Here is a 16,111-nt window from a genome sequence, read left to right as displayed (position 1 = left end):
ACGGAAGGAGCACGACCCTGCTGACCGTGGATTTCCAGCGGTTCCGCATCTCCCCCGGAGACCGCGTCCTCGACATGGGATGCGGCGCCGGACGGCACGCCTTCGAGCTGTACCGGCGGGGTGCGCACGTCGTGGCCTTCGACCAGGACGCCGGGGAGCTGTCCGGCGTCGACAAGATGTTCGGGGCGATGCGCCTCGAAGGCCAGGTGCCCGAGGACGCGACCGCCGAGACCGTGCAGGGCGACGCGCTGGACCTGCCGTTCCCCGACGACCACTTCGACGCGATCATCGCGTCCGAGGTGCTGGAGCACATCCCCGACGACATGCGGGCGATGCGGGAGCTGCTGCGCGTCCTCAAGCCGGGCGGCAGGCTGGCGGTGACGGTGCCGAGCTGGCTGCCCGAGCGCGTCTGCTGGGCCCTCTCGGAGGACTACCACACCGCCCCCGGCGGGCACGTGCGGATCTACACCCGCGCCGAGCTGGAGGCCAAGCTGAAGTCGGTCGGCTTCCGGGTCGGCGGCCACCACCACGCGCACGGGCTGCACGCCCCGTACTGGTGGATCAAGTGCGCGGTGGGGGTGGACAACGACGGCAACCCGCTCGCCAAGGCCTACCACCAGATCCTCGTCTGGGACATCATGAAGCGGCCGCTCGCGACCCGGCTGGCCGAGCGCGTGATGAACCCGCTGATCGGCAAGAGCGTCGTCGTCTACTTCGCCAAGCCCGCGGCGCCGGACGCGCCGGCGGCCCCGGCCAAGGAGACGGCGGATGCGGTCTGAGACCGCGCCGCCCTCGGTCCCCGGAGTCCTGACGGCGGACGACGTCGTCGCCACCGCGCGGAGCATCGCGGCCCAGCAGGAGCCGTCCGGCGCGATCCCGTGGTTCTCGCCGACGCACGGCGTCCCCGGGCACGTGGACGCCTGGAACCACGTCGAGGCCGCGATGGCGCTGTCGGTCGCCGGGCTCGGCGCGGAGGCCAGGCGGGCCTACGAGTGGCTGCGCGGCGTCCAGCGCCCGGACGGGTCGTGGCCCGCGAAGTGGGTGCTGGGCGAGGTCACCGAGCCGGGCGGCGAGTCCAACCACGCCGCCTACGTCGCGGTGGGCGTGTGGCACGAGCTGCTGACCACCGGGGACGAGGACTTCGCGCGGCACATGTGGCCGGCGGTCCGGCGGGCGATCGACTTCACGCTCGGGCTGCAGACCGGGCGCGGCGAGATCATCTGGATCCGGCACGAGGACGGCGAGCCGTCCGACCACGCCCTGCTGACCGGCTGCTCGTCCATCTACCAGTCGCTGCGCTGCGCGGTCGCGCTGGCCGAGCGGCTCGGCGAGCACCAGCCGGACTGGGAGCTGGCCGCCGACCAGCTCGGGCACGTGGTGGCCGCGCATCCGGAGGCGTTCGCCGACAAGAGCCGCTGGTCGATGGACTGGTACTACCCGGTGCTCGGCGGGCCCGTCCGGGGCGCGGACGCGGCGCGCCGCTTCGACGAGGGCTGGGACACGTTCGTGGTGCCGGGCCTCGGCTGCCGCTGCGTGTCGGACCAGCCGTGGGTGACCGCGGCGGAGAGCTGCGAGCTGGTGCTGGCGCTGGACGCCGCGGGCGACCGCGACCGCGCGCTGGAGCTGTTCGCCACCATCCAGCACCTCCGGCACGAGGACGGCTCGTACTGGACGGGCTGGCAGTTCGAGAACGAGCGCCACTTCCCCGGGGACCGCTCCACCTACACGGCGGCGGCGGTGGTCCTGGCGGCGGACGCGCTGGCGGACGCCTCCCCCGGCGCCCGGCTGTTCAAGGAGATCGCGGGACGGCCGCTCGGGCCGTCGGAGGCGTCCGACCCGCTGGCGTGCGGCTGCGCGCTCGTCGCGGCCGCCAACCGCGCCTGACCCGCTCCCCGGACGGGGCACGGGTCAGGCGGGCCTGCTCAGGCGAGCATCTTCAGGCGGTCCGGGCTGGACGTGCTCGCTCAGGCGGGCTCGTTCTGGGCGGGGGTGAGCGGGTCGGCGACGCTTACGCGTTCCAGGACGCGCAGCGAGCCCTCCACACGGCGCTCCTCGAACGCGCCGCTCGCCAGCGCCCGCTGGTAGAGGCGGTAAGGGGCCTGGCCCCCGTCCGCCGGGTCGGGGAAGACGTCGTGGATCACAAGGGCCCCGCCGACAGCGACGTGCGGAGCCCAGCCCTCGTAGTCGCCCCGCGCGTGCTCCTCGGCGTGGCCGCCATCGATGAACAGCAGCGCCAGCGGCGTCCGCCAGAACGCCGAGACGGTGCGGGACTGCCCGACGATGGCGACGACCTCGTCCTCCAGCCCGGCCGCGAGGATCGTCTTGCGGAACTTGGGCAGGGTGTCCATCCGGCCGGTGCTCGGGTCGACCAGGGACGGGTCGTGGTGCTCCCAGCCCGCCTGGTTCTCCTCCGAGCCGTGGTGGTGGTCGACGGTGACCAGGACCGTGCCCGCCAGCCTGGCGGCCGTCCCCAGGTACACGGCGGACTTGCCGCAGTAGGTGCCGACCTCCAGCATCGGCCCGGTCGCGGCCAGGCGGGCGCCGTACTCCAGGCCCGTCTCGTACAGGGCGAGGCCCTCGCCGTCCGGCATGAAGCCCTTGGCGCCGCGCGCGGCGCGCAGCAGCTCGGCGGGCATCGGCGTTCCCGCCGGCGGTGCGTCGTCGCTGGTCGTCCCCGGTCCGGTGGACGCCTTGGTGTGGGTCATCGATCTCCTCCGTCGGGGCACCATATCCGACATAGCCGGGATGAGACCCGAGTCTCACCCCGAGTCTTGCCGGACCGCGCTGGAACGTGTTCTACTTTCGAGGTGAACCACCCGTTTCCGAACGATATTCGGTAGGTTGACGGGTGTGTCCTCTCGAACGGAGCAGACGATGAGAGTACGAGTCGACCCGCTGGTGTGCGAGGCGAACGCCGTGTGCGTCGGGCTCGCCCCCGAGGTGTTCGACCTCAACGACGACGACGAGCTGCAGATCCTGCGGCCGGACGTCCCGCCCGAGGAGCAGGACCGCGTGCGGCACGCGGTGCGGTCGTGCCCGAAGGCCGCGCTGACGCTGGAGGAGTAGCCGGACGGCTGCCCGCCCCCCGTTCACCCACCCCAGACCCCCGGTAACAGCTCAGGCACAGTGGAGGCAGCCATGGCACGCGCCGCGGTACTGCATGCGGTCGGCGACAAGGAACTCGACCTGCGCGACGACGTCTCGACGATCGATCCGGGTCCCGACCAGGTGAAGGTCAGGATCAAGGCGACCGGGGTCTGCCACTCCGACCTGTCCACCATGACGGGCGTGCTGCCCTCGGCGCTGCCGACGGTCATCGGGCACGAGGGCGCCGGGGTCGTGGCGGAGGTCGGCGACCGGGTGACCGGCGTCCGGCCCGGCGACCACGTCGTCGTCAACTGGACCCCCGACTGCGGGGAGTGCGCCGAGTGCCTGCGCGGCGAGCCGTACCTGTGCATGACCTACCTCGCGCGGTCGTTCTCCGAGCCGGGGTTCAAGCTCGGCGACGGCAGCCCCGCGTTCGGCATGGCGGGCGCCGGCACCTGGGCGGAGGAGATCGTGCTGCCCCGCCGCGGCGTGATCAAGATCGCGGAGGACATCCCGTTCGAGTTCGCGGCCCTGCTCGGCTGCGGCATCCCCACCGGCGTCGGCGCCGTGATCAACACGGCGAAGGTGACGCCGGGCTCCAAGGTCGCGGTGGTCGGCGCGGGCGGTGTCGGGCTCTCGGTCATCCAGGGCGCGCGGATCGCGGGCGCGTCCACCATCCTCGCGATCGACCCGAACGAGGCCAAGCACTCGATCGCCGAGCAGTTCGGCGCGACCCACACGGCGACGCTGGACGGCCTGGAGGAGGCCAAGGGGCTGCTCACCGGCGGCGCCGGCTTCGACTACACCTTCGAGGTCGTCGGCAAGTCGGCGGCGATCACCACGGCGTGGAACGCGACCCGGCGCGGCGGCGACGTCATCGTGGTGGGCGCGGGCGCCTTCGACGACAACTGGAGCCAGACCGCCTTTGCGCTGCTGTTCGACGGCAAGAGCCTGAAGGCGTCCCTGTACGGCGGCTGCGACCTCAAGCGCGACATCCCGCTGTTCGTCGACCTCTGGCGCGCCGGGAAGCTCGACATCGACGGCCTCATCAGCCGCCGGATCGGCTTCGAGGACCTCAACGACGCCGTCCGCGCCCTGAACAACGGCGAAGTGATCCGCCAGGTCGTCCTGTTCGACTGAGTCCCCCGATCTGCGGCGCGCCGTCCCGCAAACCGCGCCCATCCCGGGACGGCGCGCCGCATGTTTCGCGGACGCGTATCATCCATGTCTGTTCTGTCGGGCTGCGAGTCGGGCTTGGAGCGCGGGTGGTGCACGGTCTGCGGAGGCTCCCGGCCACGGCGGCGATCGCGATGGGGCTCTTGGGGCCGCTCGTCCCGGTCGCCGCGGCACAGGCGGCGCCGCGGGCCGTCCGGATCCATGACATCCAGGGCGCCGCGCACCTCTCCCCCCTGAAGGGCTCGGCGGTCGCCGGGGTGCCGGGCGTCGTGACGGCGGTGACCACCAACGGCTTCTGGATGCAGGACCCGCGCCCCGACAGGAGCCCGGCGACGTCCGAGGGCGTCTTCGTCTTCACCCGCACCCGGCCGGAGGCGGCGGTCGGCGACGCGGTCCGGGTGGACGGCAGGGTCAGCGAGTTCCGGCCGGACGGCGGCTCGTCGGGCGGGCTCACCCGGACCGAGATCGACGCGACCGCCGCCAAGGTCGACGCGCACGGGACGCCGCTGCCGCCCGCCACCCCGCTCGGCCCGGGCGGGCGCAGGGCACCGGGCGTCATCGAGCGCGGAGTCGGGGACGTCGAGCGCGGCGGCGCGTTCGACCCGCGCCGCGACGCCCTCGACTTCTACGAGGCCCTCGAAGGCATGCGGATCGAACTGCGCGACGCCGTCGCGGCCGGTCCGTCCCGCTACGGCGAGCTGCCCGTGCTGCCCTCGGGCGGCGCGGGCGCCGGGCCGCGGACGGCCCGCGGCGGCGTCCTCCTGCGCGACGGCGACGCCAACCCCGAGCGGGTCATCCTCGACGACGCGCTCGCCCCGCTGCCCGGCATGGACGTCGGCGACCGGCTGCCCGGCGCGAACCGCGGCGTCCTCGACTACTCCTACGGCGACTACAAGCTGCTCCTCACCGCGACGCCGCGGCGCGCCCCGGGCGGGCTCGCCCGCGAGGCGACCCGGGCGCAGCGCCCCGGCGAGCTCGCGGTCGCCACCGTCGGGCTCGACGGGCTGAGCCCCGACGCCCCGGCCGCGCGGTTCGACGCCGCGGCGCGCGACATCGTGGACGGCCTGAGCTCCCCCGACCTCGTCGCGGTGAGCGGCCTCGGCGACAACAGCGGCGCGGACGACGACGGCACCGTCACCGACGACCAGAGCGTCGCGCAGCTGATCACGGCGATCAGCGCGGCGGGCGGCCCCGCTTACGACTGGCGGTCGGTCGACCCGCGCGACAACGCCGACGGCCGCAAGGGCGCCAACGAGCGGGTGGGGTTCCTGTTCCGCACCGACCGCGGGCTCGCGTTCGTCGACCGGCCGTCGCTGTCGGAGCCCGTCCCGGACGACCCGCCCGCGCGGCCCGACCCGGCCGTCACCCCGGTCAGGGCGGTCCCGCGCGGCGGCACGGCCGGGCTCACGCTGAGCCCCGGGCGGATCGCGCCGGGCGACGCCGCGTGGGCCGGCACCCGCAAGCCGATCGCCGGGGAGCTGACCTGGCGGGGCCGCCGCATCATCGTCGTCGCCAACCAGTGGTTCCCCCGCACCGGCGACGACCAGCCGCTGTTCGGCCGCCGCCAGCCGCCCGCCCAGCCCACCCAGTGGCGCCGGGACGCGCAGGCCCGCGTGGTCGCGGGCTTCGTGAACTCCGTCCGGAGGGTGGACGCGCGCGCCAGCGTGATCGTGGCGGGCGACCTCGGCGACCGCGGGACGTCCGCGCCGGTCCGCACCCTCGCCGCGGGCGCGGGGCTCGCCGACCTGCCCGCCGAACTGCCCGCGGGCGACCGCTACACGGCGATCACCGGCGGCAACGCCGAGGACCTCGACCACATCCTGCTGAGCCGGGCGCTGCGCGGGAGCCGGCACGAGTACGACGTGGTGCACCGCAACGCGGAGTTCGCCGACCGCGCCGGCGACCGCGACCCCACGGTCGTCCGCATCGCACTGGCCGGAAGATAACGCTCCCCGATTTTGGGGGCTGCCAAAAAGTACGGAACGGTAACGTCCGGAACGCCTCCGAGGTTTTCTTCCCGGCCGGTGGGGCAGCGACCGATCGGCACAACCCCCCACCGGGAGGAGACGCCTTCCATGGCGACCCGATATCGGCCGCACATCGGTCTGTTCGGCCTCATCTACCTGGTCATCGGCGTGTTCATCGCCTGGGACCGCGGCTACATCAACGAGGGCCTGGTCGCGAAGATCATCAGCGCGCTGCTGGCGATCTTCCTGTGGGTCCTCGTACTGCTCGGCGTGGACTTCCACATCGAGTTCTGACCCCCCGGAACCGGGCACGGGCCGCCCCGCACCCCCGCCGCGGGGCGGCCCGTGTCCTGAAGAGCGGGCCGTCTCCCGCGCGACAGGTGCACGTCGCCGCTCCGGTCATAGACCACACAGTGCGGCGAACGTTACTTTCCGCTCATGACGAAAAAAGACTGTAGTTGCGGACACGGCAGCGGATGCTCGTGCGCGAAGGGCTGCTCCTGCGGCTGCAACGGCTGACCGTCGCCCGGCCCTGGCCGCGGATCCCGAAGGGCGCCCCCGGGCTCACCGGGGTGCGGGGGCGCGCCAGAGGATCGGGGAGTCGGTCTCGGTTCCGGTGGCCAGGACCATGGAACCCATGGCGGTCAGGGCGGTGAGGCGCTGGTCGCCGGGTCCGGCGAGCCCGGGCACGGCGAGGCGCCGCCACCCCGTCCCGTCGCGGGACGCCAGGACCACCGCGTCGTCCTTCGCGGAGGCCGCCGCGACGAAGCCGGCGGGAGTCGCCGCGATGGCGGTGGCGGCCAGGCCCGCTCCCAGATCGCGCCGCGTCCAGGTCGCGCCCGCGTCGGTGGACACCAGCGCGGCGGCGTCGCCGGCGATCGCGACCAGGGTGTCGCCCTTGGCGGCGACATGGGTGAGAGGCGCGGTGAGGCCGGGCGGGAGCTTGGCGGCCGTCCACTTGAGGCCGTCCGGCGACGTCCACGCCGCGGGCTCCTTGCCGCGGCCGCCGACCGCGACGTAGGCCCTGCTCGTCGCGGCCACGTCGGACGCGGCGCCGTCCAGGCCCGCGCGGGTCCAGGCGCGTAGATCGGCCGAGCGCCAGGCCGCGCCGGTCCCGACCGCGACGTAGCCGGACGGGCCTGCGGCGGCGGCGACGGGCGGCGGGCCCGCCGGGAACTCGGGCTTCTGCCAGGTGAGCCCGTCCTGCGAGGTCATCGCGAGAGGGCCGGAGGACGCGCCCGCCACGCGGCCGACCGCCAGCCAGCCGCGCCCGCCGTGGACGGCGTCCGACAGCCCGCCGGCCGTGGCCGGGAACCCGGCGCGCTTCCACGCGCGGCCGTCCGGGGCCGTCCAGATCGCCGCGTTGCCGTTGGTACTGCCCACCGCGACGGAGAGGCCGGGCGCCGCGGCGAGCGACCTGACCGAGCGCTCCGGGTGGACGGCGCCCGGGACGGTGCGGAGGTCCACGCCGAGCAGGTAGCCGTCGTCGCCCTGCCGCCCGGAGACGGCGACCTTCCCGTTCGCGACCGTCAGCCCGCTGCCGCGCACCGGCGCCGGGACGGTGCCGCCCGGCTGCCAGGTGCGGCCGTCGGTGCTGCGCAGGACGGTGTGCGCGCCCTTCGCGCCCTCGACGATGACGGCGAGGCCCGAGGGGGTGCCGTCGAAGCGGTCGACGCCCGCGCCGCCGAACCGGCTCGCGGCCTGCCACCGGGCGCCGTCCGCCGAGGTGAACAGGACGCCGAAGCGCTTGGTCCTGCGGTGCTTCTTGCGGCCGGTGGTCTGCCTGCCCTCGCGGACGGTCGCGAACCCGCCGGGCCCGACCGCCAGGCCCTTCGTCGGTCCGTACGAGCCCTGCGCCTGCGGGACAGCGGCGAGCGCCCACGTCCGGCCGCCGTCGGTGGACCGCCAGAGGCCGTCGGCGCGCACGGTCCGCGTGACCTTCCTCTTGCCGCGCTTCTGGGTGACCCTCCTGCCGTACGTGCCGTGGGCGACGACCACGTCGCCGGACGCCGCCACGCGGTCGAAGGCGGTGATCCCCGCGGCGTCGGCGCGCTGCCACGCCCGCCCGTCCGCCGAGCTCCAGGCGACCGCGCGGCCGCCGGACGCGCCCACGGCGAGGAAGCCCCGGCCAGTGCGCGCAAGATCGTTCACCTGGTCGGACGGTGTGAAGCCCGCGGCGGGCGGGCGGCGCGTCCAGGTCGCGGCGTCCTCGCTCGTCCATGCCACGACGCCGCCCGCGGACGTCCGGCCGAGCGCCGCCCAGCGGCCGGCCCCGCCGTCGACGAGGCGCGGGGTGTCGCCGGGAGGGACGGCGGAGCCGTCCGCGGTGCGCAGCCGAGCGAGCGACCAGGCGTGCCCCGCATCGGCGGAGACGAGGAAGCGGGTCTGTTCGCGGCCGGGGACGCCGTCGCCCTCGGTGCCCGCCGCGACGACGGTCGCGCCCGCCGAGGCGATGGTCGTGAGGTCCTGGACGAGGCCGTCGCCCGTGGCCGCCGGATCGGAGGCGAACAGCTCGCCCGCCGCGATCGGCGCGGGGACGCCCGTCCCGTCCGGCCCGTCGTCGCCCCGGGACACGGCGAAGATGACGCCGCCGGCGACCACGGCGAGCCCGGCCGCGACCGCCGCACGCGCGCGCAGCCGCCGCGTCGGCCCCGACCTCATCACGGGGCGCGGCAGGGGCCGCGGCGGACCGGCCACCAGGACGTCGTGCGGGTCGGGCTTCACCGGGCGCGGCCGGACCGCGTTCGGCTGCGGGGGCTTCGGCCGCGCGGGGACCTGCGAGGGGTTCGGCTGCGTGGCCTTCGGCTCCGGGGGCGCGGGCGGGGCGCTCGCGGCCACCGCCACGCCGGGCTTCGACCGGGTGCGCGCCTTCGCCGAAGGCGTCGCAGGGGCGGCGCCGGCGCGTTCGGGATCGGCGCGGACGGCGTTGCGGCTCGCGGGGCGCTGCTCGGCGCTCCGGGGCGGGGCGCCGTGGCCCCACTCCAGCCCGGCCGCCCGCCACGCCTCGTAGGCGCGCTGCCAGGGCGACAGCGTGGCGGGCATGTCGGCGAGGTCGCCCGCGACGCCGAAGGTGAGGCGCCGCCGCACGTGGCGTGAGTCCGCCGGGCCCTCCTCGGCCGTCCGCCGGGCCTCGTGCTGCTCCGGGGTCCTCGCCGCCACACGCGCTCCTTCACGGTCCCAGTCGAGTCACCATCAAATCGCGCCACGGGTGCCCTTGTACTGACATCACGTGAACGGCGGCCGATGGGGGCCGCGGGAGCGTTCTATCACCTCACGCCCGAGATATCCGATCTTTCGCTTCGATCGCCCCCTTGTAGGCATAGCCCCGGACGCGCAGGACCGGCGCCCCGGCTCCCGGGTCGCCGCGGACCTCCGCGGACACGCCCAGGCCGTCGGCCTCCACGCGGACGCCCGGCGGCACCACGATCTGCACGGTGGACTTGTAGGCGAGCACCCACAGGGTCGTGACCTCCCCGTCCAGGTCGGCGTCGCGGAGGTCCAGCAGGCCCGTCCCCTTGTAGACGACGGTGGTGAACCGCTCGGGCAGCCGCCACCGCCCGGCCCGGGTGACCGAGCCCTTGTAGGCGACCTGGAACCGGCCCGCGGGCGCGTTCCCGGCCTCTTCCCGGGTGGTCCGCCCGGACGGCAGGTCGGCGGCCAGCGCGTTCAGGTCGTCGTGGGTGCGGGCGGCGAGGGCCAGGTCGCTGCGCTCGTCCAGCTCCGACTCGCTCAGCCGACCCTCGGCGAAGGCCGTGTGGAGCCGGACGAGCATCTCGTCGCGGTCGCGGTCCGAGGCGCGCACGGCGGGCGCGGCCCGGTCTTGCTCGACGCTCATCGCATCTCTCCTTCGGGGCGTTCCGCCTCCGCAGCCTGCGCCCTCCAGCGGGTGGAGGGTCAAGACGCGATGTATCGTAACTCGCCGCCGCTCGGCTTTCGAGACATTCGGCCGCATCCCGACGCGCGATCATGGCTGACCTCTTTCCGGACGCCCGTCCAGTAGATTCGGATCAGCCCGTTCATCGAGGCGAGGGGGGCGATCCATGGGCGGGACGCTCGGCCGCGCGCACGGTCCGTACACGCTGTACGACCTCGACGCGCTGCCCGAGGAGGGCCGCCGGTACGAGCTCGCCGACGGCTGGCTGAACGAGCTGCCCGGCGACCTCTGGCACGACCACGCGGCCGAACAGCTCAAGACCGTCCTGAAGGAGGCGGCGCGGCAGGCGGACGCCGACGTGCACGTCGCCGGCGCCCCGCAGGACGTCACGACCCCGGCGGGCGTCCGCAAGCCGGACGTGTTCGTCGTCGCGCGCGACGTGGCCCGCGCGGCGCTCGAACGCCGGACCCGCACCTACTACGGCCCCGACCTCCTCCTCGTCGCCGAGGTCATCACGCCGCGCACGGTCAACGAGCAGATCGACCGCGTCCGCAAGGTGGACGAGTACGCCGCGACCGGCATCCCGCACTACTGGCTCGTCGACCTGGAGCCGCGTCCCGCCGTCACCCTGCTGGAACTGCGGGACGGCCGCTACGAGCTGGCCGGCAAGGCGCGCTCCGGGGAGACCATCTCCTTGGATCGCCCCTACCCGATCGCCTTCGATCCGGCGCGCCTCTCCGAAATGGACTAGCTGTGTTTATAGCGTCTTTCTCCTCCTTCGGGCCTTGAAGGCCCTCCATCGTCGAAAAACGCGGGCGATCGCTGGCATCGCTCCGGCTCGCCTGGCGGCTCACTGCGCGATCAGATTCTTGCTTCGCTCGAATCTGCCTTCGGACGCGATCGCAACCCTGAGGTTGCTGCGTGGTTGCGGCGATGGTTGCTGCGTCTGCGATAAGGGCCCGCGTTCGCCGAGGACCCCGGGGGTGCTCTGCTACCCGTTCGGGGCCGGTTCCCATGCCGAGTACGTCGCGGCGCCGTCCCGGACGTTCGTCGCCAAGCCGTCCGCCATCGACCACGTGCAGGCGGGGGCCCTGCCGCTGGCCGCGCTGACCGCGTGGCAGGCGCTGGTCGACACCGCCGACGTGCGGGAGGGCCACCGGGTGCTGATCCATGCGGCGGCGGGCGGGGTCGGGCATCTGGCCGTGCAGATCGCCAAGGCGCGCGGCGCCTACGTGATCGGCACGGCGAGCGAGGGCAAGCACGCCTTCCTGCGCGGCATCGGCGTGGACGAGCCGGTCGACTACCGCAGCGTCGACTTCGCGGACGTCGTCAAGGACGTGGACGTCGTCCTAGACACCATCGGCGGCGACTACGGGCCGCGCTCGCTGCGGGTGCTGCGGCCGGGCGGGACGCTGGTGTCGGTGGTGCTCAGCAATCTCGACGACATGGACACAAGCGGCGTCCGCTCGGAGACCCTGCTCGTGGAGCCCGACCACCACGCGCTGGCGCAGATCGCCGCGCTCGCCGCGGCCGGGAGGCTGCGCGCCGAGATCGATTCGGTGTTCCCGCTGGAGGAGGCGGCGAAGGCGCACGAGCGCGGCGAGACCGGCCGGGTCACCGGCAAGATCGTTCTGACCGTCTAGGCTCGGGGTGTGCTGCTCCTCACGACGCTCGATGGCTGGCGTGCCCAGCCCGGTCCCCGCTTCGTCCTGCGAGAGGCGGGGGCCGTCTGGGCGCCGACCGACGAACCCGGGCTGCTGGCGGTCGCCGACGACGTGTTCACCGGCGGCCAGCTCGTCGCCGTCACGCTGGACCCCGCGCCCGGCGCGGTGCCGGCCCGCGGCGTGATCGACCGCACGACCGCGTCCCGCGTCCGCTACCTGCGGCGCGACCCCGCCGGCCGGCACGTCGCCGCCCTGGACCGCCCGGCCACCGCCGAGGCGCTCGACCTGCTGCCGCATCCCGAGGGCGGCTGGTACCGCGAGACGTGGCGCTCGGACGCGGCGTTCACGCCGGACGGCTACCCGGGCGAGCGGGCCTCCGCCACCGCCATCTACTTCCTGCTGCCGCCCGGCGAGGAGTCGATCTGGCACACCGTCCGGTCCGCCGAGCTGTGGCTGTGGCACAGCGGCGGCCCGCTGACCCTGCTCCTCGGCGGGGACGGCGACCGCCCCGAGGAGACGCCGGAACCGATCGCCCTCGGCGCGGACGTGGCGGGCGGCCAGGTGCCGCAGGCCGTCGTCCCGCCCGGCGTCTGGCAGGCCGCGCGCCCGGCGGGCGACCAGGAGGTCCTGGTCAGCTGCATAGTCTCCCCCGGCTTCGATTTTCGGGACTTCCACACCCTCCCCTGACCACCGCGCTGGCCGGGAGGATCAGCGTTTGCGGCGGGGGCGTAGCGCTTGCTCGGCCCAGAAGGGTTCCATGACGCGGCCGATCGCCCGGACCACGGTGCTCAGCTCGTCGTCCGACAGCGGGCCGAAGACCTCCGCGCCCACCTCGTCGGCGAGGGCACGCGCGCGGCGGTGCAGGGCGCGGCCGTCCTCGGTGGCGCGGACGCGGTACCGCCGGCGGTCGCGCGGGTCCCGGGTGCGCTCGCAGAGGCCGCGCGCCTCCAGGTCGTCCACGAGCCCGACCATCAGCGTGGGGTCGAGCAGCAGGCAGTCGGCCATCTCCTGCTGCGACAGCGTCTCGGACGTGCTGAGCATCGCCAGCACCAGGAAGTGCCGCACCCGGATCCCGAGCGGCTCCAGTTCCTCCTCCAGCCGCTGCTCCAGCCACCAGCCGCACTTGGACAGCTGGAAGCCGGCCAGGGACGCGAGCCCCTCCGGCAGCCCGTCGCGCATGGAACCCTCCGCCATGGCAGCAGGGTATATCCGTTCGATCATCGGTTGACTCGATCGTAGAAAAGTTCGATTATCTACGGATGGCACCCACTCTCGGGCTCTTCGCCGTCAACATGTACGCCTGCGCGGAGCCGCAGGTCGCCGCCCGCATCGCCGCTCTGGCCGAGGACCTCGGATACGACTCGGTATGGGCCGGCGACCACGTCGTGCTGCCGCGCCCGCGCGTCGATCCGTCCCCCGCGGAGCCGGACGCGCCGTTCCTGGACCCGCTGGTCACTCTCGCCCACCTCGCCGGACGCACCGAGCGGATCGCGCTCGGCACCGGGGTCGTCGTCCTGCCCCAGCGCAACCCGCTCGTCCTCGCCAAGCAGCTCGCCAGCCTCGACGTGCTCAGCGGGGGCAGGCTCGTCTTCGGCATGGCCGCCGGGTACCTGGAGCCGGAGATGCGCGCGGTCGGCGTCTCCCCCGAAGGGCGCGGCGCCCGCGCCGACGAGCACCTCGCGGCGATGCGCTCCCTCTGGTACGACGACGAGCCGGCCTTCCACGGCCGCCATGTCGACTTCGGGGGCGTGGACGCCCACCCGCGTCCCGTGCAGCGGCCGATCCCCGTCGTGGCGGGCGGCCACAGCCCCGCCGCGCTGCGCCGGGCCGCCCGGCACGCGGACGGCTGGTACGGGTGGATGCTCGGGCGCCGCGCCGCCGCGGAGACGATCGGACGGCTGCGGGCCCTCACCGACGAGGCGGGCCGCGATCCCCTGCACGTCTCGATCAGCCCGCCCCGTCCGCCGGACGCCGGGTTCGTCCGGGAGTACGGCGAGCTGGGGGTGGACCGGCTCATCATCGTCCCGCCCATGGGCGTCCCGGCGTCCGAGCTGGAGCGGTTCGTCACCGACCATGCCCCGCAGAAGCTCGGCGCCCGGCCCGCGTCTTGAGAGGGCGGTGCGCCGTCCCGGCGCGTGGCCTCGCCGGTACGGCGCACCGCGGGCTCAGTCGGAGGAGAACGCCGAGTCGAACGACGCCGTCGGGATCTCCATGGAGTTGAGGGCCCGGACGAACTCCAGGGCCTCGGGGGCGCCTTGGAGGCGGTCCATCCCGGCGTCCTCCCACTCGACGGAGATCGGCCCGGCGTAGCCGATCGCGTTGAGGGCGCGGAAGACGTCCTCCCACGGGACGTCGCCGCGGCCGGTGGAGATGAAGTCCCAGCCGCGCCGCAGGTCCGCCCACGGCAGGTGGGACGACAGGCGGCCGCGGCGGCCGTCGCCCGTGCGGACCTTCGTGTCCTTGCAGTCGACGTGGTAGATCCGGTCGCGGAAGTCGAACAGGAAGCCGACCGGGTCGAGCTCCTGCCACACGAAGTGCGACGGGTCGAAGTTCAGCCCGAACGCGGGGCGGTGCCCGATGGCCTCCAGCGTCCGGACGGTCGTCCAGTAGTCGTAGGCGATCTCGCTCGGGTGCACCTCGTGCGCGAACCGGACGCCCACCTCGTCGAACACGTCCAGGATCGGGTTCCAGCGGTCGGCGAAGTCGGCGTAGCCGCGCTCGACCATCGCCTCGGGGGTCGGCGGGAACATCGCGACCGTGTGCCAGATCGAGGAGCCGGTGAACCCGATCACCGTGTCGACGCCGAGCCGCGCGGCGGCCCGCGCGGTGTCCTTGATCTCGTCGGCGGCGCGCCGCCGGACGCCCTCGGCCTCCCCGTCGCCCCAGATCCGCTCGGGCAGGATCGCCTTGTGCCGCTCGTCGGGGATGTCGCAGACGGCCTGCCCGACGAGGTGGTTGGAGATCGCCCACACCTTGAGGTCGTGCTTGGCGAGCGTCTCCAGCTTGCGCGGGACGTAGTCGTCGTCCGCGAGGGCCTTGTCGACCTCGAAGTGGTCGCCCCAGCAGGCGATCTCCAGGCCCTCGTAGCCCCAGCCGGACGCCAGCCGGCAGACCTCCTCGAACGGCAGGTCCGCCCACTGGCCGGTGAACAGCGTGACCGGTCGTGTCATCATTCGCTCCCTTCGACTTCGGCCCAGCATCGGGAGGCCGCGCTGGCGGCGACCGCGGCGAGGACGCGCTGCACCTGCAGCCCGTCGGCGAACGACGGGCGCGGGTCGGCGCCCTCCGCGATCGCGGTGAGCAGGTCGGCGGCCTGATGGGTGAACGTGTGCTCGTAGCCGAGCATGTGACCGGGCGGCCACCACCGGTCGACGTACGGGTGGACGGGCTCGGTGACGACGATCCGCCGGAACCCGGCGGTCGCGCCGTCCTCCTCGCGGTCGTAGAACCACAGCTCGTTCAGCGACTCCAGGTCGAACGCCAGGGCTCCCGAGGAGCCGCTGACCTCGATCCGCAGCGCGTTCTTGCGGCCGGTGGCGAACCGGGTGGCCTCGAACGACGCGAGCGCGCCGCCGTCGGTGCGGCCGACGAAAAGCGCCGCGTCGTCCACGGTGACCTGCGCCGAGCCGCCGCCCGGCAGCGGGCGTTCCGGGACGAACGTGTCCATCACCGCCGACACCCCGACGAGCGACTGCCCGGTGATGAACTGCGCGGTGTCGATGATGTGCGCGCCGATGTCGCCGAGCGCGCCCGTCCCGGCCCGGTCGCGGTCCATCCGCCAGGTGAACGGGGCCTGCGGGTCGGCCAGCCAGTCCTGCAGGTACTGGGCCCGGACGTGCCGGACGGCGCCGATCCGCCCCTCGTCCACGAGCCTGCGGGCGAGGGTGACGGCCGGGACGCGCCGGTAGTTGAACCCGACCATCGACCGGACGCCGCGCCCGCGCGCCCGCTCCGCGGCGGCGGCCATCGCCTCGGCCTCGGCGACGGAGTTCGCGAGCGGCTTCTCGCACAGCACGTGCTTGCCCGCGTCGAGCGCGGCGACCGCGATCTCGGCGTGGCTGTCGCCCGGCGTGCAGATGTCGACGAGCTGGACGTCGTCGCGGCGGAGCAGCTCCTTCCAGTCGGTCTCCACCGACGCCCAGCCGAGGGCGTCGGCGGCGGCGCGGGCGCGCTCGGCGGAACGTCCTGCCAGGGCGGTCATGACGGGCGTCAGCGGCGGCCCGAAGAACGGCCCGACGCTGCGCCACGCCTGGGAGTGGGCGCGTCCCATGAACGCGTGCCCGACCATCCCGACTCCGACGGTCGTCATGTCAGCTCACCTCTCTGTGTCGTCTTCCGGGAGC

The 16,111-nt window shown here is 74.3% G+C and carries 15 protein-coding genes and 1 pseudogene; 10 read left to right on the top strand and 6 right to left on the bottom strand.

The features are described from left to right. Nucleotides 1-17 precede the first annotated feature (17 nt). On the top strand, nt 18-779 hold the full coding sequence (locus AB0C21_RS35870) for a class I SAM-dependent methyltransferase (protein WP_200842383.1): 762 nt from the start codon (nt 18-20) through the stop codon (nt 777-779). Further along, a complete protein-coding gene (locus AB0C21_RS35865) occupies nt 769-1,884 on the top strand; it encodes a prenyltransferase/squalene oxidase repeat-containing protein (RefSeq protein ID WP_500210349.1) in 1,116 nt (371 codons plus the stop codon). The genes AB0C21_RS35870 and AB0C21_RS35865 overlap by 11 nt, the downstream gene beginning before the upstream one ends. A gap of 80 nt (nt 1,885-1,964) precedes the next feature. Here the strand turns inward: AB0C21_RS35865 and AB0C21_RS35860 are convergent, their stop codons facing one another. Beyond that, nucleotides 1,965-2,636, bottom strand: coding sequence for a class I SAM-dependent methyltransferase (locus AB0C21_RS35860; protein WP_500210474.1), 672 nt, complete (start codon nt 2,634-2,636; stop codon nt 1,965-1,967). Nucleotides 2,637-2,874: 238 nt separating this feature from the next. On the opposite strand from AB0C21_RS35860, the gene AB0C21_RS35855 reads away from it, so the two are divergent. The 4 genes from AB0C21_RS35855 (at nt 2,875) to AB0C21_RS35840 (ending at nt 6,524) form a co-directional block, all read left to right on the top strand. Then, nucleotides 2,875-3,066: a ferredoxin gene (locus AB0C21_RS35855; protein WP_364412758.1), complete on the top strand. Its 192-nt coding sequence runs from the start codon at nt 2,875-2,877 to the stop codon at nt 3,064-3,066. A gap of 72 nt (nt 3,067-3,138) precedes the next feature. Then, nucleotides 3,139-4,227 carry an alcohol dehydrogenase catalytic domain-containing protein gene (locus AB0C21_RS35850; protein ID WP_500210347.1) on the top strand — a complete coding sequence of 363 codons (1,089 nt, stop codon included), beginning with the start codon at nt 3,139-3,141 and terminating at the stop codon, nt 4,225-4,227. Between the two features lie 125 nt (nt 4,228-4,352). Next, nucleotides 4,353-6,209, top strand: coding sequence for a DUF8508 domain-containing protein (locus AB0C21_RS35845; RefSeq protein ID WP_500210346.1), 1,857 nt, complete (start codon nt 4,353-4,355; stop codon nt 6,207-6,209). Between the two features lie 129 nt (nt 6,210-6,338). After that, a complete protein-coding gene (locus tag AB0C21_RS35840; RefSeq protein ID WP_149264152.1) occupies nt 6,339-6,524 on the top strand; it encodes a hypothetical protein in 186 nt (61 codons plus the stop codon). Between the two features lie 270 nt (nt 6,525-6,794). Here the strand turns inward: AB0C21_RS35840 and AB0C21_RS35835 are convergent, their stop codons facing one another. Further along, the gene (locus tag AB0C21_RS35835; protein WP_500210345.1) at nt 6,795-9,389 is read right to left on the bottom strand and encodes a hypothetical protein; all 2,595 of its coding nucleotides are present in this window, start codon (nt 9,387-9,389) and stop codon (nt 6,795-6,797) included. Nucleotides 9,390-9,501: 112 nt separating this feature from the next. Then, nucleotides 9,502-10,065: a DUF1707 SHOCT-like domain-containing protein gene (locus tag AB0C21_RS35830; RefSeq protein WP_500210344.1), complete on the bottom strand. Its 564-nt coding sequence runs from the start codon at nt 10,063-10,065 to the stop codon at nt 9,502-9,504. A gap of 205 nt (nt 10,066-10,270) precedes the next feature. Here AB0C21_RS35830 and AB0C21_RS35825 point away from each other — a divergent pair, with 205 nt between their 5' ends. The 3 genes and pseudogenes from AB0C21_RS35825 (at nt 10,271) to AB0C21_RS35815 (ending at nt 12,455) form a co-directional block, all read left to right on the top strand. Continuing rightward, nucleotides 10,271-10,855 (top strand): Uma2 family endonuclease, encoded by a 585-nt coding sequence (locus AB0C21_RS35825; protein WP_500210343.1) that lies wholly within the window; start codon nt 10,271-10,273, stop codon nt 10,853-10,855. 229 nt (nt 10,856-11,084) lie between these two features. Continuing rightward, a pseudogene (locus AB0C21_RS35820) lies at nt 11,085-11,747 on the top strand (NADP-dependent oxidoreductase); the annotation flags it as partial. A gap of 9 nt (nt 11,748-11,756) precedes the next feature. After that, nucleotides 11,757-12,455, top strand: a complete 699-nt coding sequence (locus tag AB0C21_RS35815; RefSeq protein WP_500210341.1) for a cupin domain-containing protein — start codon at nt 11,757-11,759, stop codon at nt 12,453-12,455. 21 nt (nt 12,456-12,476) lie between these two features. On the opposite strand, the gene AB0C21_RS35810 is transcribed toward AB0C21_RS35815, so the two are convergent. Then, nucleotides 12,477-12,962: a MarR family winged helix-turn-helix transcriptional regulator gene (locus tag AB0C21_RS35810; RefSeq protein WP_500210339.1), complete on the bottom strand. Its 486-nt coding sequence runs from the start codon at nt 12,960-12,962 to the stop codon at nt 12,477-12,479. A gap of 65 nt (nt 12,963-13,027) precedes the next feature. Between AB0C21_RS35810 and AB0C21_RS35805 the strand changes: the two genes are divergently transcribed. After that, nucleotides 13,028-13,879 (top strand): LLM class F420-dependent oxidoreductase, encoded by an 852-nt coding sequence (locus tag AB0C21_RS35805; RefSeq protein ID WP_500210338.1) that lies wholly within the window; start codon nt 13,028-13,030, stop codon nt 13,877-13,879. A 54-nt stretch (nt 13,880-13,933) separates the two neighbouring features. Here AB0C21_RS35805 and AB0C21_RS35800 read toward each other — a convergent pair whose 3' ends face one another. After that, entirely contained in the window at nt 13,934-14,938 is a 1,005-nt protein-coding gene (locus AB0C21_RS35800; protein ID WP_500210337.1) for a sugar phosphate isomerase/epimerase family protein, read from the bottom strand. Beyond that, a complete protein-coding gene (locus tag AB0C21_RS35795) occupies nt 14,938-16,077 on the bottom strand; it encodes a Gfo/Idh/MocA family protein (RefSeq protein WP_500210335.1) in 1,140 nt (379 codons plus the stop codon). Before AB0C21_RS35795 ends, AB0C21_RS35800 begins: the two co-directional genes overlap by 1 nt. Nucleotides 16,078-16,111: the final 34 nt, after the last annotated feature.

Source organism: Spirillospora sp. NPDC049024 (genome assembly GCF_040649235.1).
GTDB lineage: Bacteria > Actinomycetota > Actinomycetes > Streptosporangiales > Streptosporangiaceae > Spirillospora.
The sequence above is the reverse complement of the archived record's forward strand: the minus strand, read 5'-3'. Positions and strand labels throughout refer to the sequence as shown.

Bases quoted from the DNA above. Each gene is read 5' to 3' on its own strand.
- AB0C21_RS35865 (WP_500210349.1), top strand. From the start codon at position 769: ATGCGGTCTGAGACCGCGCCGCCCTCGGTCCCCGGAGTCCTGACGGCG.
- AB0C21_RS35860 (WP_500210474.1), bottom strand. From the start codon at position 2,636: ATGCCCGCCGAGCTGCTGCGCGCCGCGCGCGGCGCCAAGGGCTTCATG.
- AB0C21_RS35855 (WP_364412758.1), top strand. From the start codon at position 2,875: ATGAGAGTACGAGTCGACCCGCTGGTGTGCGAGGCGAACGCCGTGTGC.
- AB0C21_RS35850 (WP_500210347.1), top strand. From the start codon at position 3,139: ATGGCACGCGCCGCGGTACTGCATGCGGTCGGCGACAAGGAACTCGAC.
- AB0C21_RS35840 (WP_149264152.1), top strand. From the start codon at position 6,339: ATGGCGACCCGATATCGGCCGCACATCGGTCTGTTCGGCCTCATCTAC.
- AB0C21_RS35830 (WP_500210344.1), bottom strand. From the start codon at position 10,065: ATGAGCGTCGAGCAAGACCGGGCCGCGCCCGCCGTGCGCGCCTCGGAC.
- AB0C21_RS35825 (WP_500210343.1), top strand. From the start codon at position 10,271: ATGGGCGGGACGCTCGGCCGCGCGCACGGTCCGTACACGCTGTACGAC.
- AB0C21_RS35810 (WP_500210339.1), bottom strand. From the start codon at position 12,962: ATGGCGGAGGGTTCCATGCGCGACGGGCTGCCGGAGGGGCTCGCGTCC.
- AB0C21_RS35805 (WP_500210338.1), top strand. From the start codon at position 13,028: ATGGCACCCACTCTCGGGCTCTTCGCCGTCAACATGTACGCCTGCGCG.
- AB0C21_RS35800 (WP_500210337.1), bottom strand. From the start codon at position 14,938: ATGACACGACCGGTCACGCTGTTCACCGGCCAGTGGGCGGACCTGCCG.
- AB0C21_RS35795 (WP_500210335.1), bottom strand. From the start codon at position 16,077: ATGACGACCGTCGGAGTCGGGATGGTCGGGCACGCGTTCATGGGACGC.